This window comes from Microvirga sp. (assembly GCF_014699075.1).
Classification (GTDB): Bacteria; Pseudomonadota; Alphaproteobacteria; order Rhizobiales; family Beijerinckiaceae; genus Microvirga.
In genome coordinates, this window is the sequence record NZ_JACXAB010000001.1 from 313,221 (window position 1) to 338,870 (window position 25,650).

Genomic DNA, 25,650 nt, shown 5'->3' on the forward strand with positions numbered 1-25,650 from the left:
TTCTCACGTCCGGATTGCATCAAGCCTTCTCGCTGCGCTCAAGGACCGGCTTGAACTGTTCAGTCGCCTTTTTCATCTCGACAGCCGGATCCCCTCCTCCGAGCAGATTCGTCAGGCCGATGCCGATGATGTCGCGGAACTCCGTCACCGGTTGGATGACAGGAAGGCCGAGTTTGCTAATTTTGCCCGATTCCACCACCGCATCGATCCAAGCCGGCGGCATCTTCACGCCTTTACGGGTCTCGGGGTCGTTGAGGATCGATTGGCGGAACGGCACGCCGCCGCCGGCCTGCAGCAGGCGCGCACCCATCAGCTTCGAGACCGCCCATTGGCAATAGAGATAGGCCGCCTCCTTGTTCTTGCTTGCAGCAGTAACCCCGATGCCGTCGCCAAACGTTGCCGAGGCCTGTGCCTTCGGTCCGCGGGGCATGACGCCATAGCCGACCTTGCCGACGACCCGTGACTTCTCCGGATCCTCCAGCGGAGGTGCAAAGCCGACGCCGTCGAGCCACATGCCGATCTTGCCTTGCAGGAAAGCCGATTGGCATTCGGACCAGTTGAAGCCTGCAACGCCCTGGGGAGAAGATTTGGTGAGAAGGCGCTGATATAGGCGCGCGGCCTCAATCGCCTCCGGCGAATCGGTCATAAGATTTCCGTTAGCATCGACGGGATCGATGCCCTGGCCGAGGAGGAAACTCGTCCAGACAGGAACATTGGCATTCTTCAAGCCGCGTGCGACGAAACCGTAAGTCCCCTCCTTCGGATCCGTCAGCGCCTCTGCTACCTTCACCATCTCGTCGAAGGTCTGCGGATAGGCGAGTCCCTTCTTGGCAAAAAGGTCCTTGTTCCAGTACACCATCCAGTAATCAACCGAGAATGGCAGAGACAACATCTGACCCTGCGGGTTTTTCGCATAAAGCAGCCCGGCCTGAGAGAAGTCGCTCTCGGTGAGGCTAGCCTCCGTCAACTCGGGGTTTTTCATGAACGCGTTCAGGTCCGCGAGCCAGTTGGCCTTCTCGAACTGGCGCTTCTGCACGTGATAGCTGATGTGAACCACGTCGAAGCTCGGGCTTCCCGAGTTCAACTCGATCACGGCTTTCTGGCGCTGCTGCTGCTCGGGTGTCTGCTCGGACGAAACCTGAATGCCCGTCAGGTCGGTGAATTCCTTTTCGTACTTTTGCAGAACTTCACCGCGTGGGCTCTTGATGAGGTTCACTCCGATTTTCGTGCCGGCGTACTTCTTCCAGTTCACGTCCGCAAAGGCAGGTGTCACGCCACCGAGACCGTATGCGGTCGCCGCCGCGGTGCTTGCGAGAAAGGTACGACGCGTAATTGATCCACCTGTTGCAGCCATGGCATGTCCTCCGTGTTTCAACGTAACGGTCTCTTTGGACCCTTTTCAGTGCTTGCAACCGATTAAGCACCATGTAACATGTTAGTGTCAACACAGCAGTCGCTTGACCTCGTGTCGGAACTGTTCCTGGAGGCTCCCTTGTCGCTCAGCTTCGGTATCAGCCCTGCTCTCGTTACCCCCTTTGTAGATGGAAAAGTGGATGTTCCCCGCTTAGCGGCTCATGCCAAAGACTGCCTTGCCCGTGGCTGCCGGACAGCGACTCTGTTCGGAACAACCGGCGAAGGCCCTTCCATCGGTATTATTGAGCGCGAGCGCGTCGCCAAGGAAATGGTAGCCCATGGTGTCCCGGCGGAGAAACTGGTGGAGGGTGTGATCGCCTGCTCGCTGGAGGAGGCTGCTTACAGCACGAGCCAAGCCCTGCGCCGCGGTGCACATGCAGTTCTGCTGGCACCGCCCTTCTATTTCCGCTCTGTTTCGGACGATGCCGTGCTCGAATGGTACTCGGCTGTGTTCGAGGCTGTTGGCAGCAATCTGCGGGACATTGTTCTCTACCACATTCCCGGCATGACTGGTGTTCCCCTGTCCCATGCCATCTTATCCCGCTTGAAGGAGCGCTACCCTGCTGCCATCAGAGGCATCAAAGACAGCGGTTGTGATGCCGAGGCGACGTTCGCGCTGATCAAGGCCTTTCCCGATATCGACATTCTTGTGGGTGATGAAACCTATCTCGGCCGAGCGTGTGCTGCGGGTGCCGCGGGATCCATATGCGGTGTGGCCAACATTCTTCCCGAAGCCGTGACCGCCTTGGCGGAAAACGGTCGAGACGACCCTCGCATAGTCGAACTAGTAATGGAGATCGGCCGACATCCCATCGTTCCCATGGTGAAGGCTCTCGTGGCTCATGTGCGACAAGACCCGGTCTGGGCGGTTGCGAGGCCGCCGCTTTCGATATTGGACGGGCAGAGCACGGCACGAGCCATTTCGTTGCTCGAACCCTTCGGGAAAGCGGTCAAGGCCGTGGCATGAGCATGGTCCGCTCAGCTCACCGCCCTGAAATCAAGCTGCGTGAGCGGGCCTATGACGTCTTCACCGAACAGTTGCTGCGAAGCGAGATCAAGCCTGGCCAGTTCGTGACCCAGCGGGAACTGGTGACCCTCACGGGACAACCGCTCGGCGCAATCCGCGAACTGATTCCACGACTGGAAGCGGAAGGCTTGATCGTCACCGTTCCGCAACGAGGATTGCAGATTCTACCGCTGGACATCGCGTTGATCCGCAATGCATTTCAGTTTCGGCTAATCCTGGAACGGGAGGCAATCGCTTCCTTCACGCAGACCGCCAGCGATGCTGCAGTCGGACGGATCGAAGCTGCGCATCAATCGATTGTCTCATCGGCTCAAACCGGGTTGACGAAAAAACTCGTCGCCGATGCTCAGCGGGTCGATCGGGAATTTCACGAAACGATTATCGACGATCTCAACAACGACATCATCTCGAGAGCTTATCGAGTGAACTGGATCAAGGTCCGCCTCATTCGTCAGAACGAGACGAGCCTTGATGAGGATCTTGTGATTCCGGTGATGCGGGAGCACCTCGCTATCATCGCAGCCATGAAGCGCCGTGACAGTTTGGCCGCGGTTGAGGCGTCCGTTGCCCACATCATGAATGCTCGGGCGCGAGCGCTCAGGCTCGAGTAACGGCTTCCGGTTCGTTGCACCGAGAGACGATACAGGTTGGCTAAACCAGTACTCGATAGCTTTGGATAGGGACGATGAACCAGAAGCCAGTAATCTGCCTCGGATGCGCCTTCTGGGACACCATCTTCAAGATCGACCGAATACCAGGCCATGGAACCAAGGTTCTGCCCGAAAAGGCCGTTCAGGCGGCCTCAGGCATGGCGACGGCCGCCGCAGCCACCATCGCACGCCTTGGCGGCAACGTCGAACTCTGGGCGCGCGTCGGCGATGACCCAACCGGCGATAGCTTCCTGCATGACCTGTCTCGGGAAACTGTTCGCAACGACCGGATCCGCAGGATCCCAGGTGCTCGGACGGCGTTCTCGACCATTCTCGTCGACAGCTTCGGTGAAAGGCTGGTTGTACCATATACCGATCCGTCACTCGATCCCAATCCAACTTGGCTTCCGCTCCACGAAGTTGCCGGTGCGGCTGCCGTTCTCGTCGACATGCGGTGGCTTGAAGGGGCAAGGGCGTTGCTTAGCGAAGCGCGCCGTCACGGCGTACCGACTGTTCTTGACGCCGATGTCTCGTCCCCCGAAGCACTCCGCGAGATGACTGCCCTTGCAGATCATGTGTTGTTCTCCGAGCCTGCCTTGTTCACCCTCGCAGCCAGCAACTCACCTCGAGAGGCATTGAAGGAGATAGCAGGAGACCTCAATGCCGATGTCGTTGGAGTGACGCTCGGTGCCGCAGGCGCATTGGTATGGCAACGCGGCGCCTCGGCAGGCTCCCCCGATGAGTTCCCGTCGATTCCTGTTCTGGCAGTGGACACCCTGAATGCCGGCGATGTCTGGCACGGCACATATGTCTACGGCCTTGTCAGCGGATGGAGCTTGGCACAGACGGTTCAGAGAGCCAACGTCGCGGCAGCGATGAAGTGCGAGCATTTCGGGGGGCGCCTTGGTTCTCCTCGTCTCCCGGAACTGCTGGAAAGATGCCGCATGGCCTTTCCACACCCAATGGCAGCAAACCAAGGTGAGATCGGCGCCGTGTGAGTCGCACGTCCTCAAGCGGCTTCATAAAAGTTGATTCAAGATTCACTGCGTTTCGAAGACTCTTTCAAGCCTAGATTCACTCACCCGACCATAACCTATGCCAGCCCCAATGCTACTTAGGCAAACCAACCTATTTAGACCTTGCAGGCTATCAGGCGGATGGGAACAAAGGCGCGGCTGGAATGGCTAAGGGCATTGGAAGCGAGGTCCTAGCCTCACGCTGCACTTTGCGGCCGAGAGCCTGACGAGAGGAGGTCCGCAACGGGTCAGTCAGCGAACCCGGGAGCAGAGTTCCAAGGCAACAGCAGGTAACTCAGGAATATGGGCTCAGAATACCTCCTAATTCCTTGCCCGGTAGGCCAACGCGGCTCAAAGGCTCACTCTACGCCATCTGTCTGCCTTATGCCGGCGCTAGACTCTTTCCCCGCCCAAAGGGAGGATAAAAATGACTTCAATTTTGGCATCCAAGTTGAGTAGCCGGTCAGTCGCCATCCTCACAACCCTCTCTACCATTCTGCTTGCCTCATCGGCCTTGGCCGACATGTCAACCGCGGTACGGCAGGGTAGCCATGAGGTCGCTGGCCTGCAGCAGCCTGCTGAACTCATCATCGACCAATGGGGCATTCCGCACATTTACGCTGGCAGTACCCGCGATGCGATTTTCCTGCAGGGCTACAACGCCGCCCGCGACCGGCTTTGGCAAATCGACCTCTGGCGCAAGCGCGGCCTCGGCCTGCTCGCGAGAGATTTCGGCCCAACCTATGTTGCGCAAGACCGAGCCACCCGTATGTTCCTCTACCGGGGAGACATGGACAGGGAATGGGCTGCCTACGGGCCCGATGCGAAGAACTATACCGAGGCCTTCGTGGCGGGGGTCAATGCATTCGTCGAAGAGGTGCGCAGTGGCCGGAGGCCCATGCCGGTCGAGTTCAGGGTCGCCGGCACAATGCCCGACCGCTGGAGCCCTGAGGACGTCGTGCGGATCCGAAGCCACGGCCTCACCCGCAACGTTGAGTCGGAGGTCGCTCGGGCACGGGTCGCCTGCGCGGCCGGCCTTGAGACGGACCGGTTCCGGCGTATCCTAGAGCCACAGTGGACGAACAGGATCCCTGAGGGGCTCGATCCCTGCTCCATCCCGCGGGAGGTGCTGAGCGACTATAACTTGGCCACTCGCGAAGTCACCTTCGCTCGTCCAGGCCAGCAGCGCACCTCGCTTGACCGGGTGACAGATGTTGGATCGAACAATTGGACCATTGCGCCAAGCCGCACAGCCACCGGCCGTCCGATCCTAGCGAATGATCCACACCGTGCACATGGGGTCCCGTCCCTACGCTACATCGTGCACCTCAACGCTCCCGGCCTATCGGTGATCGGAGCCGGTGAACCGGCTCTTCCTGGCATATCCATCGGTCACAACGGTCATATCGCCTTTGGCCTGACGATCTTTGCTATCGATCAGGAGGATCTCTTCGTCTACGAGACCAATCCGCAGAACCTAAACCAGTACCGTTACCGCGACGGCTGGGAGGACATGCGAGTCGTTCGCGAGATGATTGAGGTGAAGGGAGAAAGACCGCGTGAAGTTGACCTGCGGTTCACCCGGCACGGTCCGATCCTCCACGCCGAGCCGGCCCAACGACGGGCCTTTGCTATGCGGACGGTCTGGTTCGAGCCGGGAACTTCAGCCTACTTCAACTCCGCCGAGTACATGACCGCCAAGGATTGGAACGGCTTCAAGAAGGCGATGGCGAACTGGGGCGCGCCGTCCGAGAACCAAGTCTATGCCGACACGTCCGGTAACATCGGCTGGATCGTGGGTGGACGCTCGCCCCTGCGCCCGAACTGGGACGGGCTGATGCCTGTTCCTGGGGACGGCCGCTATGAATGGTCTGGCTTTCTAAAAGGCGAGGAACTGCCTCAGGTCTTCAATCCGGAGTCGGGGTGGTTTGCCACCGCGAACGAGATGAACATCCCTGCCGGATACCCGGTTGCTGAGCGCAAGGTTGGCTTCGAGTGGTCAGACCCCTCGCGGATCACCCGTATCAAGGAAGTCCTCTCGTCGAAGGAGAAGATCACGTTGGCGGACTCGATGGACCTCCAGACCGACGATTATTCGGTCAACGGACGGCGACTGATCAGCTTACTTCAGCCACTGAATACCAGTGACGCTGCGGTGGGCGAGGGCCTGAATTTGCTCCAGGAGTGGAATCATCGCACATCGGCCAACAGCGCTGGCGCTGCTTTGTTCGAGGTGTGGATGACCAAGCATCTGGGGCGGGCGCTCGTGGCAAGGGCCATTCCCGAGCCGGCGCGGGCAGCCCTTGGTACTCCGGACATCAACGCCGTCATCACCTACCTGGAGAACCCTGACAGCGCACTGGGCCCTGATCCGAAGGCCACCCGCGACGCCATCCTGCTCGAGAGCCTGAAGGGCGCTGTGGACGAGGTGCGTCAGCTCCTCGGACCGGATGCCTCAAGCTGGGCTTGGGGCAAGCTCCATCATGCTCAGTTCGAGCATGCGCTCGCCCCTCTCGCGGACGATGCGACCAGGGCACAGATGACGGTTGGCCGGCTTGCCAAAGGCGGGTCTGCATTCAGCCCGTTCGCGGCATCGTACCGCCAGTCGGACTTCCGGGTGACGTCCGGTGCCTCTTTCCGCATGGTGCTGGATGTTGGGAATTGGGATCAGAGCGTGACCGTCAACACTCCCGGCCAATCGGGCGATCCCTTCAGCGCCCATTACCGCGACCTCGCCCCGGTGTGGGCAGCTGGCGAGTACGTCCCGCTCGCCTACTCGCGCGAGGCAGTTGAACGTGCAGCTCGCGAGGCAATCAGGCTGACACCGGCGCGATAGACCTGAAGCCTGGCTGCCCGGCGCAGGTCAGCCAGGCTCATCGCATCCTTACGAACGCAATTGTCGGTACGACGAGCCGTCCGAATGACACTGCTGCTTCAGCCCTGCTGTCGGGTCGGAAAGTCCTCTCCGGGTCAAAGAGTAACGAACAGCAGATGAAATGAAGGTCCGCTCACCGCGACATGAGCAGACCAAAGCGTTTCTTACGGGATGTGGCAGTTGCAGACCTTCTATCTTCCACCTGCTGAGAGGTGAGATCGAGCCCACTTGCTCACGGACCAGCTTCATCGCCCAGGAATGTCTCGAACAAATCCTCGTGGCCCATCTGGCCACCTTTGAGCATCACAAGCGTCCCATCACGGGATGGGTCGTCGCTCCGCGCTAGGCTGACCGCAACTCCATTGCTGATCTGGCTATGATATTCCAGACCCCAGTAGCCGAGATGACCGACGATGCGGCTCGATGTATCACCGCCGGCAACAGCCAGCCGCCGAACAGGATGACGTTTAAGAACCTCATCGACCAGGGAGGCGCTCGCGGTTGCGAGATCGGCCGTTGCGGAATGAGGAACATCGCCTGCCTCAGGAGCCGTCGAGAGCATGACATGTTCACCCTGAGCCAACGCAGCCGCGGCTTCCTTGATGATCTGTCCTCGAGCCTCAGAACTCGAAAGAAGACTGTCGGGATCCACGGCCAGACGTGTGTAGGATCGCGCGGCCGCCACCTGAACTCTCGTCGTGGGCGAAAGGCTTCCTACAAAGGCAAGTACAGGCCCATCGATGGACCTCAACGGTGACTCCGCCTGCACTTCGGCCTTCGCGAAGAATGCTTGGGCGACGCTGCTCGGTCCCACCGCCAACAGAGAATGCCGCCGACTTTCCGTCTGAAGCAAACGACCAATGGCGTCGACATGCCTTGTATCGAGCGCATCGAGCAGAATTGTGGATGCCGACTTTGACAGACGCTGCCATTCGCCGGCGATGATTTCTGGGCTAGCGGCCAGAACAGGCCAGTGAATTGCTGCTATGTCCCGCATGCCGAGAGTGGCGAGATGTTGCCGTAGATCGGCTTCAGTCATGGGCGTCGCAGGATGCCGGCTCATGGTCGGGTGACGGTCGAGCCGAAAAACGTCTCCCTCGGCGCCGAATGACGCAAACAGATTGGAGAATGCGCAGTATCGACCGAGGGATGGTTGACCGCCAATGATGGCAGCGGTTTCGTGCGCCACATACTTGTGAAGGATCGCAGTCGCCACCGCGATGTTTCCACGCGTCGATGCGCTGTCGAAGGTCGAACAGCACTTGTAATGCAGCACGCGGACGCCGAGATCACGGAAGAAGGCACCGACGGACGCGAGTTCGGCGCGCATCTCATCAGGTGACATCGTGCGAGCCGCACCCGCAATTCCAACGGCGTCAAGGTCTCCGACGCGTGCCAGCTGCTGCGGCTCCGGAACCCGCAGGAAGAGAAAGGCTCGACGGCCGAGGCGTGCCACTGTCGCGAGCGTATCCGTCGCACCGGTGAAATCGTCCCCATACCACCCGTAGGACGGTGTCATGGCAACTCCATCATCTAATGCTTTGAGAAGAAGCCGAACGCATCCGCAAGTGCGCGATGCTCGATACGTGCGCTCTCAACGCTTTCGCCAGCCTCCACAGCCCGCCAGGCCTCACGTATGCTCGCGACGCCTTCCGCCGGGCCGCCTGGATGAGCCATGACACCACCGCCGGCCATAAAGAGAAGATCAGACGTGTTCACGGCCCGATAGGTCTGCTCAACCGTTCCCGCCCACTGGCCAGAGGAGAAAGCCGGCATGACTCGATCATCCACCTCACAGAGTGATGTCAAGCAATCCTTCGCGCTCTCCACCACCTCATCATCGGCTTGCGCGAACTTACCCCCTAGGCCGTGCACATGCATGTGGTCAACGCCGGCGAGGCGCCAGAGCGTCTGGTAAGATTGAAAGCCGATGCCGAGCGCAGGATGGCGCGAGAATGCGCCGTAGCCGTTGCGATGGCCGTGGATCACCATATCGGTACTACGCCGGAGAGTCTCGATGCCTGAGAACCCGCACCAGTTCAGACTGGCCATGACGCAGGTTCCTCCCTCCTGCACCACCAGATCCGCATGTCGTCTCATGGCATCCGTCTCGTCGGTGATGTTGAAGGCCACCATGACATGCTTGCCGGTTCGATCCTGGTGGCGACGCACAGCGGCCATGACAGCTGGAATGCGGGTCGACAGGGGCGCGTGGACTGGATTGGCTGCAATCTCATCATCCTTGATAAAATCGAGTCCGGCGACGCACAGACGCTCCACCAGCGACGCAATCTCCTCGGAGCGGAGCCCGACATTCGGTTTGATGATTGATCCGATCAGTGCGCCATGCGCGGCACCGGTCAGGCGTCGTGTTCCTGCAACGCCATGCTGCGGCAGAGAAAATTGTTTCCGATAGTCGCTGGGCAGCTTGAGGGCTTCGAGCCGCAGGCCGGTCACCTCACCGAGATCGAAGAGGTTGCCGGCCACAGTCGCGGCAAGCGTCGACAAGTTTACTCCGACATTCGCGACCGGGAATCGCACGACCACCTCGCCACGGCGCGAGGGAGCCAATTGGCCTTTGCGGTCAAGCCAGGAGCTGCGGACGGAGGGCTGTGCGACATCACCCAGATCCCGGATTGCGATGACATGAGCACGGGCCCGCTCGCGCAGTTCGTCGGTCTCGCCCTCGACTCGGGTGAAGGTTCCGCAGGATTGTTCACCCGCCATCACCTCGGCCACTGCCTCGAGCGGCAGGGGCGTTTCGACGAGATAGGTCGCTTCGTAATGTGCATCCGCCATGAGTGACCTCAGAGCTGGGAAAGGTCAGGGAACGGCCGGACCGGATCGTGTCCGTCCCAACCTTCGGAGGCCTCCCTGATCAGCTGAAACATTTTGCCCTTCGGCCCGGCGACTTCCGACAGCTCGATGACGGTGCCTGGATGGTACTCCGTGTCGAAATAGACGAAGCGTCCGCGCTCGCCGACTTCACCGCTCATTACGGGAGCAAAACCCTGCTTCATCAGCCGCTCCAGATCGGAATCATAACTCTCCGTCCAGTAGGCCACATGCTGCAGGCCTCTGTGACCGGCTTGCTTGAAGTCGCGGTACATGGATGGCGCATCGTTGCGTGTCTGAATGAGTTCGACCTGGAGCGGACCGGAATTGGCGAGCGCCACGGAATTGTGCGGCCGATAACTCTCGCCACGGTACATGTAGTTCTCGATCGGAACCTGTTCTTTATAGAAGAACGGTCCTACGCCGAGAACGCGCGACCAATAATCCATGGCGGCCTCGATGTCGTCGACAACATAGCCGGCCTGCCTGATCTCTCCGAGAAATCGGCTCATATCTTACCTGCATATCTGATGAGGGCGCGGCTTTCTCATCCGCGCCGAAGGAAGATGAAGATCCGATGCTTTCCGTCGGATCGCACGGCACTCGTCAGGCGAGCGTTCCGACGACGCTCTCAAGATGGCCCCAGGCTTCTGGGCCGAACTTCTGCTTCCATTCCTTGTAGAAGCCGGCTTCGCGCAGTTTCGCACGGAAGCTTTCCGTGTCGCACTGATTGAACGACAGCCCCTTGCTCTGGAGGTCGGCCTGCACGGATTCGTTGAGAGTCTTGATGTCTTGCCGCTGCTTCAATCCTGCCTCGTTGATGGCACGGGATACGATCTCCTGCACGTCTCCCGGCATCCCCGCCCACTGGCGCCCGTTGGCGATGAACCAGTAGCCGTCCCAGATATGGTTGGAGAGCGCGCAGGAGGATTGCACCTCATAGAGCTTCGCCACCTGGATGATCGGTAGCGGGTTCTCCTGTGCGTCGACCACTTTGGTCTGGAGAGCGGTGTAAACCTCGCTGAACTGCAGGCTGGCCGGCGCAGCGCCGAGACCGGAGAACATCGAGATGCTGATCGGGCTCACCGGAACCCGAATCTTTAGCCCCTTCATCGAGTCGGCGCCCTGGATCTGTGCACCGCTCGTGGTCATCTGGCGGAAGCCGTTGTCCCACATGGTTTCCAACGCGTGCAATCGGGAATCGGCAATCGCCTTGCGTACGAAGGCTCCAACGGGGCCATCCATGGCAGCCCAGACCTGGTTGTAGTCTTTGAACGCGAAGCCCACAGCGTTGATCGCCGCGACCGGAACAAGGGTCGCGATCACCAGCGCCGAAGGGGTGAAGAAGGTCAGAGCGCCATTGCGCACCTGGGAGAGCATATCCGTATCGCCGCCAAGCTGGTTAGCCGGGAATATCAGCATCTCGACGCGCCCGTTCGTCTCCTTGGCGATCCGGTCGGCAGCTTCCTTGGCCCGGATGTTCAGAGGATGGCTGAGCGGCAGGTTGTTGCCATAGCGCAGCGTAATTTCTGCGGCATGAGCATAGCGTGGAATTGAGAAGAGGCTAACGGCGGCCGGAGCAGCTCCGATGCCTTTGAGAAGCGTCCTTCGGCTGATGGTCATGGCGTCATTTCTCCCGAAAAGATGTTTTGCTCTTTCCGGATGAAAAAATCCGTCATACATATGATGTGGTCAAATCATAATTTTGATGTTTTTTGATGTAACAACATGAGTGTTCTTGTTGATCTTCCGTCCTTCAGCCGGCGCGTCACCATCGTGGACATCGCGCGCCTGGCCGATGTGTCCACCGCCACCGTCGACCGGGTTCTGAACGGCCGACAGGGCGTCAAGGCGGCGACTGTCAAGCGGGTCATGAAAGCCGCCGCTGAACTCGGCTATGTGGACGAGAGCGACGAGCGGATCCGTGACGTGCGGCCGCTCGCGCAGATTTCGTTCATTCTTCCCCAGGGCACGAACCGTTACATCACCATGCTCGGCCGCATGATCAGCGAGATGGCGCCACAACTGGAGCGCTTCTCGATCAAGCCCACAGTCGAGTATATCGACAGCTTCAATCCGGACCTGCTCGCGAAGACGCTGCACCGCCATGCCAAGCATGCGGACGGAATAGCCTTCATGGCGATTGAGCATCCGGTGGTGCGTGAGGCCGTCAATCGCATCACCGCCGCAGGGAAGCCTGTGGTGACTTTGATCTCCGATGTCGCCAGTCCGACGAGAACGGCCTATTTCGGCCTCGACAATCGGGCTGCAGGGCGCATGGCAGGCTATCTTCTTGCACGCTTCATCGCTAAACGGCCGGCCAAAGTTGCCATGATCGCCGGCAGTCTCAGCTACCGCGCTCATGGGGAGCGCGAGATGGGCTTCCTCGACATCCTGCAGGAACTCTATCCTGACATTGAAGTGGTCGGCCTGCGCGAAGGACATGACGACGAGGCGCTCAACTACCGGCAGATGCGGGCGCTTCTCTCCCACCATCCTGATCTGGACGGGATCTATAATATCGGTGGTGGCGCTTCCGGCATCGGCCGCGCGCTCAAGGATGCACGGCGCGAGAAGGACGTGGTCTTCGTCGGCCACGGGCTGACCAGCGATACGCGCGAGTTCCTGCTCGATGGAACAATGGATGCCGTGATTACCCAAAGCGCCGAGGACACCATCGCCAAATGCGCTGCCCTGTTCCGCGACCTGCGGGAGGGGCACAAGCCCAGCAAGCAGCCTAACCCGATGCGCGTCGAAGTCGTCTTCAGGGAGAACCTGCCCTGACGGCGAGCACCCACAACGTTGAATAACAATAACCAGATAGAGACAAGAGCGACGGAGGAGACAATGACGATGGCAACAGAAAGCATCGGCGTCGGTGAAATCGAGGACATGCCGACCGGTCTGAAAAGCGGCTCAGCGCTCCTTAAGCCCATTGAGATGATAGCTTCCGTCATCCTGGTGGTGATCATCGGCCTCCTCCTGATGGGCGTCACCTCGCGCTATGTCCTTTCGCTCCCCATCGTCTGGATCGATGAGGCGGCCGCTTTCTGCTTCCTCTGGCTCGCAATGCTTGGTGCAGTCATTGCTATCGATCGCAATGAGCACCTCCGTCTGACCCTCTTCCTTCATATGCTCCCAGAAAAGCTGCGTGGCTTCTTCGGCGCGCTTGGGCCGCTTCTCGTTGCGGTCTTTCTGATGGGCATGTTGTGGCCTGCCATCGAGTACGTCATCGAGGAATCATACATCACTTCGGCAGCGCTCAATATTCCCATGAGCTGGCGCGTGGCCGCTCTTCCGGTCGGGATCGGCCTGATGGCGCTCCTGGCACTCAGGGAGACGGTGCGTGCTGCCAAGGCAGTTGAAATCGCGCTGGCGGCGTCTGTCATCGCAGTTGCAGGCGCTCTGCTATGGCTTGCCTCCCCGTCCCTGCCCTCGCTCGGCTATATCAACATCCTCATCTTCCTCGTGGGCTTCGTTGCCTTCTTCCTCGCCATTGGTGTGCCGATTGCTTTCTGCTTCGGTCTCGGTGCACTCACCTTTCTGACCTTTACCAGCTCGGTCCCGACCATGGTGATGATCGGTCGAATTGACGAGGGCATGTCGAGCCTGATTCTGCTGTCGGTGCCGATCTTCGTGCTCCTCGGCTGCATCCTGGACGCCACCGGCATGGGCCGGGCTATCGTCGAGTTCCTCGCCTCCCTGCTCGGGCACGTGAAGGCCGGCATGTCCTATGTGCTGCTCGGCTCACTGTTCTTGGTCTCCGGCATCTCCGGCTCCAAGGTCTCGGACATGGCCACGGTCGCTCCGGCGCTGTTTCCGGAAATGAAGCGGCGCGGGCACAAGCCCAAGGAGATGATCGCGCTCCTCGCGACCGGTGCGGCCATGGCCGACACGGTGCCGCCTTCGATCGTGCTGATCGTGCTCGGCTCGGTCGCGGGCGTGTCGATCGCCGGACTATTCACGAGCGGCTTCGTCATCGCCATGGTGTTGCTCGTGGTGCTCGCCATCCTCGCACGCTGGAAGGCGCGGGGCGAAGTCATGGAAGGGATCCGCCGGGCTCCCCTTCGGGTGATTGGCAAGGCGCTGGCGGTGGCCGCTCCGGCCTTGGTCCTGCCTTTCCTGATCCGCAGCGCAGTCGGCGGCGGCGTGGCAACGGCCACCGAAGTCTCAACCATTGCCGTGCTTTACGCTCTCATCATCGGCATGGTCCTCTATGGTGGAATCCGCCCCAGCAAGATCTATGACATGCTGGTCGAGACAGCAGCTCTCTCGGGCGCCATTCTGATTATCCTGGGCACGGCCTCTGCCATGGCCTGGGCACTGACCCAGACCGGCTTCGCCTTCAAGATGGCCGCACTGGTCACTGATCTTCCGGGGGGCTGGGTCACCTACATGCTCGTGACGATTGCAGTCTTCATGGTGCTCGGCTGCGTATTGGAGGGGCTGCCGGCCATTGTCTTGATGGCACCCATCATGTTCCCGATCGCAAAGACTCTCGGGATCAACGATATCCACTATTCGATGGTGGTAGTGACGGCCATGAATGTCGGCCTGATGGCGCCGCCCATCGGCATCGGGTTCTATATCGCCTGCAAAATTGGCAACGTCTCGCCGGATGAAGCGATGGGCGCCATCTGGCCCTACATTGGCGCGCTCTTCGTTGGGCTCCTTGTCATCGCTATGATCCCGGCGCTGTCGACAGCTTACCTTTAAGGTTCTATGCAAAGGCTGCATGCTGCTGCCACATGGCAGCAGCATGTTAGCGCAGATATCTATGAGAGGTCCGCTCCGGACCGAACTCCGAAGATCTTCGCATATTGAGCAATTCTCGTTGCTCGCATTGCAAGCAAGAGAAGTTGTTATTTTCGAGAGTTTACAGAATCGAGGAGTCGAAGCACCAATAGCTGTTTCACCGCCCGGTCTCCTCAATCACAAGCTCGAAGGTGATGCATACAGGATTATCACCACGAACGATTTCTCCAGAGGCGATCGCTCCGTCCATGTCGACGACATCAAGGTTTAGCCGTGCCTGCCCGTGCCCGTCCTCACTCGTGAAGTGGCCGTCGCGGATCTGGACCTCGGTGGCATGTGAGTCCACCCGCGTTCCGTCGACGAAGCGCACGCCATTCAAACTACCAATCCCGTAGATATTCGCTCTTGCTATTCCCTGGCGTATGCAGATCTCTTCGATGGCAAGGCTGATGTCCCGATTGGGACGCACTTTTGCAAGCAGCACTTGCCTGCCTGTCTTCGTGGAGACCTTTCCAGAATTTTGAACCGGTTCGAAGAGGGTGAAGTTCGTCTCCTTGTCGGACATGGCCTCGAAGGTCGCATCCCTGAACCCGATTCCCTCCACCTTAATGGGCTCCGCGACTCTGGACAAGGGAGCAAGCATGTGGCCCATCCGCGGCCCCTCCCTCGTGTCCCAGAGACCGTGGCAATGGAGAAAGGTCTTTCCGTCCCGTACGCCGACGATCGCGCAGGCGCGCGTCACATTCACAGGCCCGTCCGGTTCGAAGGTCTCACTGTACCAAGCCACATAGCGTGGATCGGATGATGCGGCAGGCATCACATATCGGAACGGTTCGCAGCGGCCGCCCCGGAATTCCACGAATCCGCCGATGCAGCCACTCCCCCTCATTCCTGCCGCAACTGCCTCGTCGATTGTCAGACCGGGCTCCAGCACAAAACGGATCGGCACCGCCTCGCCCGTCACGGCGGCAAAACGTTCCGCAGCAACCGGCCCCGGATGATCGATGCGTCTCATGATCGGCCCTCCTCCCGCAGCCCTGAGTCGGTCCGCATGATCTGGTTCGGGTCGGCTCGCGGGTCCCGCGCTCCCCAGCGCCCCGCCTCCACCCGTGTGACGAATTCCGTCATAAGTTGGTTGAACAGGGCCGGCTCTTCAAGATTCAGGGTGTGACCGGATTTGGGAAGCATGGCCAGACCGGAACGTGGGATCGTCCGCTTCAGGAAGATGCCCGGTTGGATCGAGTGATCGTCCTCGTCGCCGACCACGATGAGTAGCGGCACCTCAAGAGCCGCCAACTCGGCCTCTAGGTCATAGAGCGACGCCCGCCGCATCTGCACGCCGCGCATGGTATTGGCGGCACCCTTGTCGGAATGCTGCGCCATCCGCTCTACAAAGAGCTGCCAGCCCCGTGGGTCCTTCTCCTGAAACTGCACCCTCGAGGCGCTCTCCCCGTAGACCGGAGCAAACGCCCGCGCGCCACGCTCTTCGAAGCTTCGCGCCACCTGCTCGGAATTGCGGCGGAAAAACTCCTGATGCTCCCTCTCCGAGCCATATCCCGCTCCCGCGATGACGGCGGACCGAATGCGATCGGGATAGCGCAGAGCGGCATGGAGGCAGGCGAAAGCCCCCATAGAGAGGCCGACGATATGGGCGCTGTCGAGTCCGGCTGCGTTCATGATGTCGATGATGTCATCGGCCGCGCGGGCCTGGGAGTACTTCTCCACATCCTCGGGAATGCCCGACGGCGGATACCCGCGGGCCGAGAAGGTGACGCAAAGGTGCCTGCGCGAAAAGTAGCCGACCTGAGGCTCCCAGCTCCAATGATTCCCGCCGAACTCGTGGACGAACACGATGGGTGTGCCCGTTCCGGTAGATTCGTAGAAGAGCCGCACGCCGTCGCTCGTAGTTGCAAATGCCATCAGGCTCCTCCGTCAACGGAACTCGGAAACGGCGCAACTCTGCCCACCGTCCACAGGCAGGCAGACGCCCGTGATGAACTGCGCCTCATCGGAGGCTAGGAACACGGCGGCATTGGCGATGTCCCAGGCGGTTCCCATCCTGCCGACCGGAACGGCCGCGTTGCGTGCCGCCACCATCTCCTCCACAGAGCCGTATTGCCCGGAGATCTGGCGATAGATCAGCGGCGTGTCGATAAGGCCTGGCATGATGCAGTTGGCGCGGATGCCCTGGCGGGCATATTGCATGGCGAGTGCCACGGTGGCCTGGTTCACCGCCGCCTTGGTGGCGTAGTAGGCGAAATAGGGATAGCCCGTCCATCGGATCGCCGCGAGGGAGGAGATGTTGACGATGGCGCCACCGCCCTGACGCAGCATGTGCGGGATGACGACCTTCGCCGTGCGGTAAATGGGGCCGATGTTCAATTTGAGCGCGGCCTCGAACTGCTCTTCGCTGAGCTCGACCGGCCCTCCCATATGTGTGACGCCGACGTTGTTGTGCAGGATGCTGATGCCCCCGAGACGCTCGACGACCTGCGCTACCGCGCTCTCAACCGAGCCCGTGTCGGTGACGTCGGCCGCAACGGCTACGGCCTCGCCGCCTTCACCTGCAATAATGGATGCGGTTTCCTCTGCGGCCTCCTGCACCAGGTCGATGCAGGCGACGCGAGCCCCTTCCCGTGCATAGGCGGCAGCAGCAGCCTTACCGTTTCCCCATCCCGGACCCGAGGACCCTGCCCCGAACACGATGGCAGTCCTGCCCTTCAGACGATCAGCCATTGATCTCCGCTCCATTTCCCAAGACCAATGCCGCAGGCGCTACCGCCACGGCGCTAGCCGTTCACTTCGCAGGAAGCCACTCCTCAAGGGTGACCTCAAACGTCATGCAGATCGGGTTCAAGCCAGCGACGAAAGGTCCGCCGTAGACATTCCCCTCAGGGTCCGCCACGACACCTGTGAGTGCTGCCCTGAGCGAGCCGTCCTCGCCTAAGCGAACTTCGCCCGCCAGGCTGACAATTTCCACAGCGGGACCCTGAATCTGGAGGTACTTGCCATCGATCGTACCCATGCAGGCATCCACGAGGCTTCCCAGCGCTCCACGCACGAATGCGTTTCTGAAACCTTCGGCAAGACACAGCTTCTCCACGCCTTGGACGAGATCCTCGTTGGGAGCGATCCTGGCGTAGGCCACGCGACCCATTGAGCCGTTCTCGACTGCGATCATCTCACCCATTGATCGTTTCCTTGTATGGTTGAAGAAGCGGAATGTTCGTCTCGGGATCGTAGGCCTGCCGGAGTTCGAATTCATCGAGTGAGGTGACGAGAACCGGGATCGGATCGCGGCTGACGATGCAGGTTTCCGTCAGGATGTGACCACCCTTGACCTCACCGGTTTCGGTGCGGATCGCAGCATGGCAATGCACGAGCGGCGAGCCATTGATGCTCTTTCCGAGCGTCGCATTGCCGAAGATCATATACGTGCGGCCGGCGGGGATCGGCTTGGAATAGGCGATCACGGCTCGCCCCTGCTGATCGGGAGGTGCAACGCAATACTGAACTCCCTCGAAATAGCCGCCGAGGATTGTCGTCGAGGCAGACGTGATCCCGATATCCGCCAGTGGCTTCACGAGGCCGTCGAAGAGGCTCACGCCGGGCAACAGAGCCAGTCGGACATGCCGCCCTTTGGAAGAGTGAAGACTTTGGATGCGGACTGGGTTGAACCGGCCGGGGTGGATCAGGGTACGCGGCCGGGGCAGTTGCGTCGTGACTACCCGCTTCATCAGGAACCTCTCGAGGCAGGTGCGAGCTCGCGCACATACCGGCGCCAGCGCCTGACGTAGAGAGCCGCACCCTCGGTCAGGTTCTGCACGCCGGCGTCATCGACCTCGCGGACGACACGGCCCGGGACACCCATGACAAGGGAATTGTCGGGAATGACTTTGTTCTCGGTGATCAGCGTGTTCGCGCCGATCAGGCAGTTCCGGCCGATCCGCGCTCCGTTGAGGATGGTCGAGTTCATGCCGATCAAGGTGTTTGAGCCGATGGTGCAGCCATGCAGCATCACCTTGTGGCCGATCGTGCAGTCCTCACCGATCGTCAGCGGAAATCCGGGATCGACATGGAGTACGCAGTTGTCTTGGACATTGCTGCGTTCGCCGATCTCGATGATGTCGTCGTCGGCTCGCAACACCGTGCCGAACCAGATGCTGGCCTCGCGCTTGAGGCGAACGTTGCCGACCAGAACGGCACTGGGGGCAATCCAGTATTCGCCCTCCGGGGGAAGGACAGGTGCCGCTTCAGCAAGCGAGAACAAATGAGTCACGTTTGAGCCTTCTATGCCTGGACAGGTGGGTCGAAAGCGGCGGACGGCTTGCCGATGATGCCCGCGGCCGTAAACCCGCCATCGACGCAGATCGTCTGGCCGGTCACGTAGCTGGACTTGCGATTGTCGAGGAGAAAAATGGCTGCCCCTGCGATCTCGGTCGGGGATCCATAACGCCGCTGCGGCACGGTTGCCATCCAGGCGTCCCGCACTTCCGGTGTATGGATCTCCTGCACGAGCGGCGTCTCGATTGGACCGGGCGCGATCGCGTTCACACGAACGCCGACGGAGGCCAACTCGACCGCCATGACCTTGGTCATGGTGATCACGCCTCCCTTGGAGGCGCCATATGCGACGCGTCCCTTGTTGCCCATGACTCCCGAAACGGACGCGATGTTGACGATTGAGCCTGCGCCGCGCTCGCGCATGTGCCTGGCCGCCTCCCGCGAGACCACGAAGCTGCCGATCAGGTTGACCTCCAGCATCTTCCGGAAGAGATCGACGCTCGTGTCGAGTGCCGGAACGTCGCGCCCGATGCCAGCCGAATTGACGACCCCGGTCAGGGGTCCGAACTCCGCCTCGCATCGCGCGATCGCGGACACAACAGCGTCCTCATGCGCGACGTTCATCTGCTCGTACCGAACGCGGTCGTCAGGTGCCCCGAGCGAAGCGCGGCATCGACCGAGGCTTTCCTGATCCAGGTCCGCGACGACGACGCGCCAACCCTCCGCGAGGATCGCTTGGACGACCGCAAGGCCGATGCCCGACGCTCCGCCGGTGACCAGTACCGTCTGTTCTTGATTCATGTCCGCCTCTCCCGCAGTAGGGCCAGTCGTGCTTCAGGAAGTATGCCGTCTCGGCTCAGGCCGAGGCCTGAGCGGGTCGGTCGAGAGGCAGGCAGCCGCGCACTTCGAGTTCGGCCCGGACATCCTTCTTGGTGATCTTGCCGTACGCGGACTTTGGCAGGGCATCCCAGAAGAACACCCGCTTTGGAAGCTTGTAGCGGGCGACCTTACCTTCGAGCCACGCCAGGAGTTCCGGCTCGTTGAGCGTAGCGTTCGGCCGCAGCACGCAGACCGCTACGCCAACCTCACCCCAGGTCTTGTCCGGCACGCCGAGGATTGCGACCTCCGCGATGGCCGAGTGCGTCAGGATTTTCTCCTCCGTCTCGCGCGGGTAGACGTTCGAGCCGCCGGAGATGTACATGTCGGAAGCACGTCCGGTGATGTAGAGAAACCCTTCCTCGTCGAGGTGGCCGAGATCGCCAGTCCGGAACCAACCGTCCCGGAAGGCCTTCGCGTTGGCATCCGGGTTGTCGTAGTAGCCGGCGAACACGGCCGGACCGCAGACGCAGATCTCCCCAGTCTGGCCTGCCTTGAGTTCGCGGCCTTGGTCGTCCTGGATCGATACCTGCATCCCCGTGCGCTCGTAGCCGCACGTGCCCACCTTTACGCCGGGCGCATCCTCAGTGTCGTGGAGCGCGGGCGGAAGCACGGTGATGTTCCCGGTGACCTCGCCAAGCCCAAAGTATTGGACCAGGACCTTTCCGAGCTTTTTCAGCGCGTGCTTCTGGTCCTCCCGGTACATGGGCGCACCTGCGTAGATTACGTAGCGCAGCGACGAGTGATCGTGCGCGTCCACCGAAGGATGCTCAGTCAGCATCTTTACGATGGTGGGGACAGTGAACATGTTGGTGATGCGCCAATGCGCGACCAGTCCCCAGGCCTCGTCGGCATCGAACCGGTCGCTCTTGAGCAGGACAGTCTTGACACCCCGCGCCACTTGCACGAGCTGGTGAATGCCTGCCCCGTGCGAGAGTGGCGCCAGGACCAGAGAGGCGTCCCGATGCGTGGTGCCTGGCATCAGGTCGCAGAGATGGTTCGTAATCACGAAGGCCATTTGGCCATGGGTGAGAACGGCGGCCTTGGGACGTCCCGTCGTGCCCGACGTGTAGAAGAACCAGCACGGATCGTCGTGCTCGACGGACGCCATCGGTACGGTCTGCCCGGAGTGCTGTGCGACGAGGGCATCGTAATCCTCGCCGAATTCTGACATCCCGATGGAGATGACGAAACGAATATTCGGCGCGGCCTCACGCGCGGCGGCGACATGGTCCGGGAAGTCGCAATGGCAGATCATCGCGGAGGCACCGCTCGACCGGGCAAGATAGGCGACTTCGCCCGGAGTTTGACGGTAGTTCGTTGGCACCCAGACCGCACCAAGCCGGAAGCTGGCGAACATCGACTCAAACATCTGGTTGCCGTTCTTGGACTGCACCAGGATGCGGTCGCCCTTTTTCACGCCCCGGGCGGCCAGCGCCGCCGCCATGGCGTCCACACGGCGGTCGAGGTCGGCCCAAGTCCAGGTATCCTCCCCCCGAACGAAGCCGATTTCTCCGCCATACCGCCGTGCCACCTGACGCAGGAAGTGGGAGAGGTTCATGACACGCTTGGAGACGGGTGCAACGCCGCCGATGGGAGCTTGACCGAGACTCGTCATTTGCGCCGTTCCAGGATGGAAACGTAGTTGGCGACGGCCGCGCCGCCCATGTTGAAGACGCCCGCGAGTTTGGCGTCCGGGATCTGCATGTCGCCAGCCTGATTCATGAGCTGGAGGCAGGCCATGATATGCATCGACACGCCGGTGGCGCCGATTGGATGGCCCTTCGACTTGAGGCCGCCGGATGGATTGATCGGCAGGCGGCCGTCTTTCTCGGCGATGCCCTCCCGCACGATGCGGTAGCCCTCGCCTGGTGCGGCCAATCCCATCGCCTCGTATTCGATGAGCTCGGCGATGGTGAAGCAGTCATGGGTCTCCACGAGATCGAGGTCGTCCAGTGTCACGCCTGCATGAGCCCGCGCCTTCTCCCATGCCATCCGTGCACCGGCAAAGGCCGTCGGGTCGCGTCGCGATAGGGGCAGAATGTCATTGACATGCTGGCGGGTGCGGAAGGCAATTGCCTGCTGGAGCCGTTCGGCCGTCTCCTCGTCGGCCACGACGAGCGCAGCTGCTCCATCCGAGATCAGTGAGCAGTCGGTCCGCCGCAGCGGGGCCGCCACATAGGGGTTCTTGTCGGAGACCGCATTACAGAACTCAAAACCGAAGTCGCGTCGCATCTGCGCATAGGGATTTGCGACGCCATTCCTGTGGTTTTTGGCGGAGATGCGAGCAAGTTCCTCGCTTCGGTCGCCATAGCGCTGGAAGTAGTTCTGGGCGATCCGGCCAAACACCCCGGCGAAGCCGCCATCGATGTCGGCCTCTTCCTTCCTGTAGGAGGCGCTCAGCAGGATATCGCTGGTTTCAACCACAGACTTGGCAGTCATCTTCTCGGCTCCGACGACGAGAGCGATGCGCCCGCGTCCGCTCTCGATGAAGTCGAGGGCTGTGTAGATTGCGGCCGACCCGGTCGCGCAGGCATTCTCCAGACGGGTCGACGGGACGTGGGCGAGAGCCGGCTGATCGAGCGCAACCTGAGCGGCCTCGAATCCCTGTTTCGAGAAGCCGTTGTTCATGACACCGACGTAAATCCCATCGACATCCTCAGGTCCAACCCCAGCGTGAGCGAGGGCCTCACCCGAAACTCTGGCCATCAGGCTTTCGACATCGGGATCTTCCAGTTTGCCGAAGGGCGTATGGGCCCAGCCAACGATGCAAGCACGTGCCATATATGCAATTCCTTCAATCTATGATCGTGTGAAAGCGTTGTCGTAAGTTTCCTGGCCGGGCAGCCCTGACGGACCGTCCGACGGTGATCATCAGAGGAGTCCGACTGAAACCCACGGCACCGTAGCGATGATGATGAGGCCCACGAGAAGCGCGACGAGGTAGGGCCAAATCGCGCCGATGGCTTCATCCGGCGGGACGTTGCCGATCTTGCAGGCGAGATAGAAACCTACCCCGATCGGCGGCGCCATGAGGCCGATGTTCATCGCAGTCACGATGACCATCGCGTAGTGGATGTCGTTGATTCCGAGGTTCTTCGCGATGGGGAACATGAGCGGAGCCATGAGCACGATGGCAGGCAGGCCCTCGAGCACGCTGCCCAGGATCAGGAAGACCACGATGGTCACGGCCATGAACGAGAGCCAGCCGCCGGGCAGCCCCGTCATGAATGTCGCGAGGCTCTGGGCAACGCCCGCCTGTGTGATTGCCCACGCCATCGCAAGGGCGGTGCCGAGGATCAGCAGGATCGAACCGGTGAGGGCCGCCGTTTCCACGAGCATGGCGTAGAACGTGCGCCATCCGATGCCCCCGTAGAGGACGATGCCGACGAACAGTGCATAGATCACCGCAATGGTCGACACCTCGGTAGCCGTCGCCACCCCGCCGGCCACCGTGCTGCGGATGAGGAACGGCAGAACGAGGGCAGGCGCTGCAACGAGGAGAGTGCGCCCCATCAAAGAGATGGGCGCCCGGCGCACCTTGGACATGTCTTCGTGCCGGCTCTTCCAACGAGCCAGGATCGCCAGGACCGCGAGCAGGACCATGGCGACAACGATGCCGCTGGTGAACAGGCCCGCGATGGAAACGCCCGCGACCGAGCCGAGCACGATCAGCACGATGCTGGGCGGCACGGTGTCGGCCATGGCAGCGCCCGTCGCGAGCAGTGCGATCATCTCCCGCGGGCTGTGGCCGCGCCGCTTCATCTCCGGGAACAGTGCAGGAGCGACTGTGGCCATATCGGAGACCTTGGAGCCGGAAATGCCGGAGACCACGAAGAGCGAGCCGAGCAGCACATAGGACATGCCAGCGCGGACATGGCCGAGCAGCGAAGCCAGGAAATCGATGATGGCCTTCCCCATGCCGGTGGCATCGAGGATGCAGCCCAGGAAGACGAAGATCGGAACCGACAGCAGGATGAGGCCGGACATGCCCTCGTCCATTCGGCCGATCATGACGAAGGTCGGGACCTGCGTCGCGAAGGCAAGGTAGCTCAGCGTGCCGATTCCGAAGCAGAACGCGATGGGAACGCCGGCGACGAGGCATGCGGCGACGAATACCACGAGGAAGAGAACGATCTTGGCATTGCCGAGTCTGACGAGGGAGGGCGAGAAGTACCACAGCAAGCCGGCGATCACGGCAATTGCGAGGGCCGAGATGATCAGGTCGCGCCACGTTGAAGTCCGGAGGGCATACGCGAGAACGATCCCCAGCATGGCTATCATGCCGAAAGGAATGGCGGCCGCGCGGAAGGTATTCGGGATTTCCAGTGCGGCAGTGGTGATATACCACTCCTCCATCGCATAGTCGAAGGCCGGTGCGACGAGCGACAGAAGGAAGGAGACGATTACCAGAAGTCCGAAGGTCTCCACGAACCGCTGTACCCGTTCCGGCATCATGTTGAGGAACAGCGTCAGCCTGAGGTGCTCGTTGCGGTCGAGTGCGATCGCGGACCCGAGCATCGCCAGCCACAGAAAGCACAGCGATGCGACTTCATCGATCCACACCACCGGAAGCGAGAATACATACCGGGAGATCACGCCTGCCAGCAGCAGGACAATGATGGCCACGAGCAGCGCCGACGAGATAATTTCGAAGGGCCTGAGAAGGCGGGAGCCCTGCCGGACTTCGCCTTCGACGACGGGCAATGATTCCGGCGCGGCGAGTACGTGTGCAGAGGAAGCCATATCCAATGCTCCTTTGGATTTGTCGGGATCCCGTCCGATGGAGGGAGGGTCATCCACGGAGGGGACGACCCTGAGACCTCTAATGCAGCGGCGTGATCGCTGACACTGACGCGCTACGCCAGGGTGCCGACGGATTTCTCGAGGATTGCCCAAGCCTCGTCACCGTACTTGCCCTTCCATTCGGCATAGAACCCGGCTTGGCGCAGCTTGTCGCGGAACGGCGCCGGATCGGGCTGGTTGATAACCATGCCCTTCGCGGCAAGCTCCTGCTGGAGGCTTGCATTGAGCTTGGCCACGTCCTCCCGCTCCTTCTCCGCCGCAGCATTGACATGCTTGGCCACGATAGTGCGGACATCCTGGGGTAGCCGCTCCCATGCGCGCCGATTGCCCAGGAACCAGAAGCCGTCCCACATGTGGTTGGTCATGGAGAGGTGTTTCTGCACCTCGAACAGCTTCGCCGTCGAGATGATCGCCAGCGGGTTCTCCTGACCGTCGACGACCTTGGTCTGAAGAGCGGTATAGGTCTCGTTGAAGTTGATCGAGGTGGGCGCAGACTCGAACGCCTTGTACATGGACGTCCAGAGCGGCGAGACCGGCACCCGGATCTTGAAGCCCTTCAGGTCGTCGGGCGTGTTGATCGGCTTCGTCGACGACGTGGTCTGGCGGAAGCCGTTGTCCCAGATCTTGTCCATGACAACGAGGTTCACCTTGGCGATCTGCTGGCGGACATAAGCGCCCAGGTCCCCGTCCATGGCCTTCCAGACTGATGCGTAGTCCGGGAAGGCGAAGCCTACCCCGTTGATGGAGGCGGCTGGCACGAGCGTTGACAGGATCAGCCCCGACAGAGTGAAGAACTCGACGCCGCCCGAGCGTACCTGGCTGAGCGTGTCAGTATCGGAGCCGAGCTGGCTGCTAGGGAAGATTTGCAGATCAAAACGGCCATTGGTCTCAGCCTTGATCGCCGCGGCCATTTCCTGAGCCCGCACGTTCATCGGATGGGTTATGGGTAGGTTGTTGGCGTATTTGTACGTGAACTCGGCCTGCTGTGCGCGTGCGATGAACGGCGCCCCTACAACCCCGCCTGCGAATGCGGTTGAGCCGGCAATGAGCAGACGGCGACGAGAGATAATCATGTAAACCTCCTGGCAGGTCTCACCGGACCTTTGCGTTTCC

Annotated in this window: 22 protein-coding genes; 6 read left to right on the forward strand and 16 right to left on the reverse strand. The window is 60.9% G+C overall.

Annotated elements, in window-relative coordinates:
• Nucleotides 1-19: 19 nt before the first annotated feature.
• Nucleotides 20-1,354 carry an ABC transporter substrate-binding protein gene (locus IC232_RS01640; RefSeq protein ID WP_190843138.1) on the reverse strand — a complete coding sequence of 445 codons (1,335 nt, stop codon included), beginning with the start codon at nucleotides 1,352-1,354 and terminating at the stop codon, nucleotides 20-22.
• A 78-nt stretch (nucleotides 1,355-1,432) separates the two neighbouring features.
• Between IC232_RS01640 and IC232_RS01645 the strand changes: the two genes are divergently transcribed.
• From IC232_RS01645 to IC232_RS01660, 4 genes are all read left to right on the forward strand, one after another.
• The gene (locus IC232_RS01645; protein ID WP_190843139.1) at nucleotides 1,433-2,380 is read left to right on the forward strand and encodes a dihydrodipicolinate synthase family protein; all 948 of its coding nucleotides are present in this window, start codon (nucleotides 1,433-1,435) and stop codon (nucleotides 2,378-2,380) included.
• A gap of 2 nt (nucleotides 2,381-2,382) precedes the next feature.
• Nucleotides 2,383-3,051 carry a GntR family transcriptional regulator gene (locus IC232_RS01650; protein ID WP_409564840.1) on the forward strand — a complete coding sequence of 223 codons (669 nt, stop codon included), beginning with the start codon at nucleotides 2,383-2,385 and terminating at the stop codon, nucleotides 3,049-3,051.
• A 74-nt stretch (nucleotides 3,052-3,125) separates the two neighbouring features.
• Complete coding sequence (locus IC232_RS01655) at nucleotides 3,126-4,088, forward strand: PfkB family carbohydrate kinase (RefSeq protein ID WP_190843141.1); 963 nt, start codon at nucleotides 3,126-3,128, stop codon at nucleotides 4,086-4,088.
• A 541-nt stretch (nucleotides 4,089-4,629) separates the two neighbouring features.
• Entirely contained in the window at nucleotides 4,630-6,942 is a 2,313-nt protein-coding gene (locus IC232_RS01660; protein WP_409564841.1) for a penicillin acylase family protein, read from the forward strand.
• 271 nt (nucleotides 6,943-7,213) lie between these two features.
• Here the strand turns inward: IC232_RS01660 and IC232_RS01665 are convergent, their stop codons facing one another.
• From IC232_RS01665 to IC232_RS01680, 4 genes are all read right to left on the reverse strand, one after another.
• On the reverse strand, nucleotides 7,214-8,500 hold the full coding sequence (locus IC232_RS01665; protein ID WP_190843143.1) for a four-carbon acid sugar kinase family protein: 1,287 nt from the start codon (nucleotides 8,498-8,500) through the stop codon (nucleotides 7,214-7,216).
• A 14-nt stretch (nucleotides 8,501-8,514) separates the two neighbouring features.
• Nucleotides 8,515-9,780 (reverse strand): ribulose-bisphosphate carboxylase large subunit family protein, encoded by a 1,266-nt coding sequence (locus IC232_RS01670; protein WP_190843144.1) that lies wholly within the window; start codon nucleotides 9,778-9,780, stop codon nucleotides 8,515-8,517.
• Between the two features lie 8 nt (nucleotides 9,781-9,788).
• Entirely contained in the window at nucleotides 9,789-10,328 is a 540-nt protein-coding gene (locus IC232_RS01675; RefSeq protein WP_190843145.1) for a VOC family protein, read from the reverse strand.
• Nucleotides 10,329-10,422: 94 nt separating this feature from the next.
• Complete coding sequence (locus tag IC232_RS01680) at nucleotides 10,423-11,439, reverse strand: TRAP transporter substrate-binding protein (RefSeq protein ID WP_190843146.1); 1,017 nt, start codon at nucleotides 11,437-11,439, stop codon at nucleotides 10,423-10,425.
• A gap of 105 nt (nucleotides 11,440-11,544) precedes the next feature.
• Here IC232_RS01680 and IC232_RS01685 point away from each other — a divergent pair, with 105 nt between their 5' ends.
• Both IC232_RS01685 and IC232_RS01690 read left to right on the forward strand, forming a co-directional pair.
• Complete coding sequence (locus IC232_RS01685) at nucleotides 11,545-12,600, forward strand: LacI family DNA-binding transcriptional regulator (protein WP_190843147.1); 1,056 nt, start codon at nucleotides 11,545-11,547, stop codon at nucleotides 12,598-12,600.
• Between the two features lie 69 nt (nucleotides 12,601-12,669).
• The gene (locus IC232_RS01690; RefSeq protein ID WP_409564831.1) at nucleotides 12,670-14,532 is read left to right on the forward strand and encodes a TRAP transporter large permease subunit; all 1,863 of its coding nucleotides are present in this window, start codon (nucleotides 12,670-12,672) and stop codon (nucleotides 14,530-14,532) included.
• A 196-nt stretch (nucleotides 14,533-14,728) separates the two neighbouring features.
• Here IC232_RS01690 and IC232_RS01695 read toward each other — a convergent pair whose 3' ends face one another.
• The 11 genes from IC232_RS01695 to IC232_RS01745 form a co-directional block, all read right to left on the reverse strand.
• Nucleotides 14,729-15,586 (reverse strand): PCC domain-containing protein, encoded by an 858-nt coding sequence (locus tag IC232_RS01695; protein WP_190843149.1) that lies wholly within the window; start codon nucleotides 15,584-15,586, stop codon nucleotides 14,729-14,731.
• Nucleotides 15,583-16,491: an alpha/beta fold hydrolase gene (locus IC232_RS01700; protein ID WP_190843150.1), complete on the reverse strand. Its 909-nt coding sequence runs from the start codon at nucleotides 16,489-16,491 to the stop codon at nucleotides 15,583-15,585. Before IC232_RS01700 ends, IC232_RS01695 begins: the two co-directional genes overlap by 4 nt.
• A 12-nt stretch (nucleotides 16,492-16,503) precedes the next feature.
• Nucleotides 16,504-17,307, reverse strand: a complete 804-nt coding sequence (locus tag IC232_RS01705) for an SDR family NAD(P)-dependent oxidoreductase (RefSeq protein ID WP_190843151.1) — start codon at nucleotides 17,305-17,307, stop codon at nucleotides 16,504-16,506.
• 61 nt (nucleotides 17,308-17,368) lie between these two features.
• Nucleotides 17,369-17,761 carry a PPC domain-containing DNA-binding protein gene (locus IC232_RS01710; protein ID WP_244610289.1) on the reverse strand — a complete coding sequence of 131 codons (393 nt, stop codon included), beginning with the start codon at nucleotides 17,759-17,761 and terminating at the stop codon, nucleotides 17,369-17,371.
• The gene (locus IC232_RS01715) at nucleotides 17,754-18,308 is read right to left on the reverse strand and encodes a PPC domain-containing DNA-binding protein (RefSeq protein WP_190843152.1); all 555 of its coding nucleotides are present in this window, start codon (nucleotides 18,306-18,308) and stop codon (nucleotides 17,754-17,756) included. Before IC232_RS01715 ends, IC232_RS01710 begins: the two co-directional genes overlap by 8 nt.
• Complete coding sequence (locus IC232_RS01720; protein WP_190843153.1) at nucleotides 18,308-18,850, reverse strand: gamma carbonic anhydrase family protein; 543 nt, start codon at nucleotides 18,848-18,850, stop codon at nucleotides 18,308-18,310. Before IC232_RS01720 ends, IC232_RS01715 begins: the two co-directional genes overlap by 1 nt.
• Before the next feature lie 11 nt (nucleotides 18,851-18,861).
• The gene (locus IC232_RS01725; protein WP_190843154.1) at nucleotides 18,862-19,656 is read right to left on the reverse strand and encodes an SDR family NAD(P)-dependent oxidoreductase; all 795 of its coding nucleotides are present in this window, start codon (nucleotides 19,654-19,656) and stop codon (nucleotides 18,862-18,864) included.
• 55 nt (nucleotides 19,657-19,711) lie between these two features.
• A complete protein-coding gene (locus IC232_RS01730; RefSeq protein ID WP_190843155.1) occupies nucleotides 19,712-21,349 on the reverse strand; it encodes an acyl-CoA synthetase in 1,638 nt (545 codons plus the stop codon).
• Nucleotides 21,346-22,515: an acetyl-CoA acetyltransferase gene (locus IC232_RS01735; RefSeq protein WP_190843156.1), complete on the reverse strand. Its 1,170-nt coding sequence runs from the start codon at nucleotides 22,513-22,515 to the stop codon at nucleotides 21,346-21,348. The genes IC232_RS01730 and IC232_RS01735 overlap by 4 nt, the downstream gene beginning before the upstream one ends.
• Before the next feature lie 90 nt (nucleotides 22,516-22,605).
• A complete protein-coding gene (locus IC232_RS01740; protein ID WP_190843157.1) occupies nucleotides 22,606-24,477 on the reverse strand; it encodes a TRAP transporter large permease subunit in 1,872 nt (623 codons plus the stop codon).
• Between the two features lie 113 nt (nucleotides 24,478-24,590).
• The gene (locus IC232_RS01745; protein ID WP_190843158.1) at nucleotides 24,591-25,610 is read right to left on the reverse strand and encodes a TRAP transporter substrate-binding protein; all 1,020 of its coding nucleotides are present in this window, start codon (nucleotides 25,608-25,610) and stop codon (nucleotides 24,591-24,593) included.
• Nucleotides 25,611-25,650 lie beyond the last annotated feature (40 nt).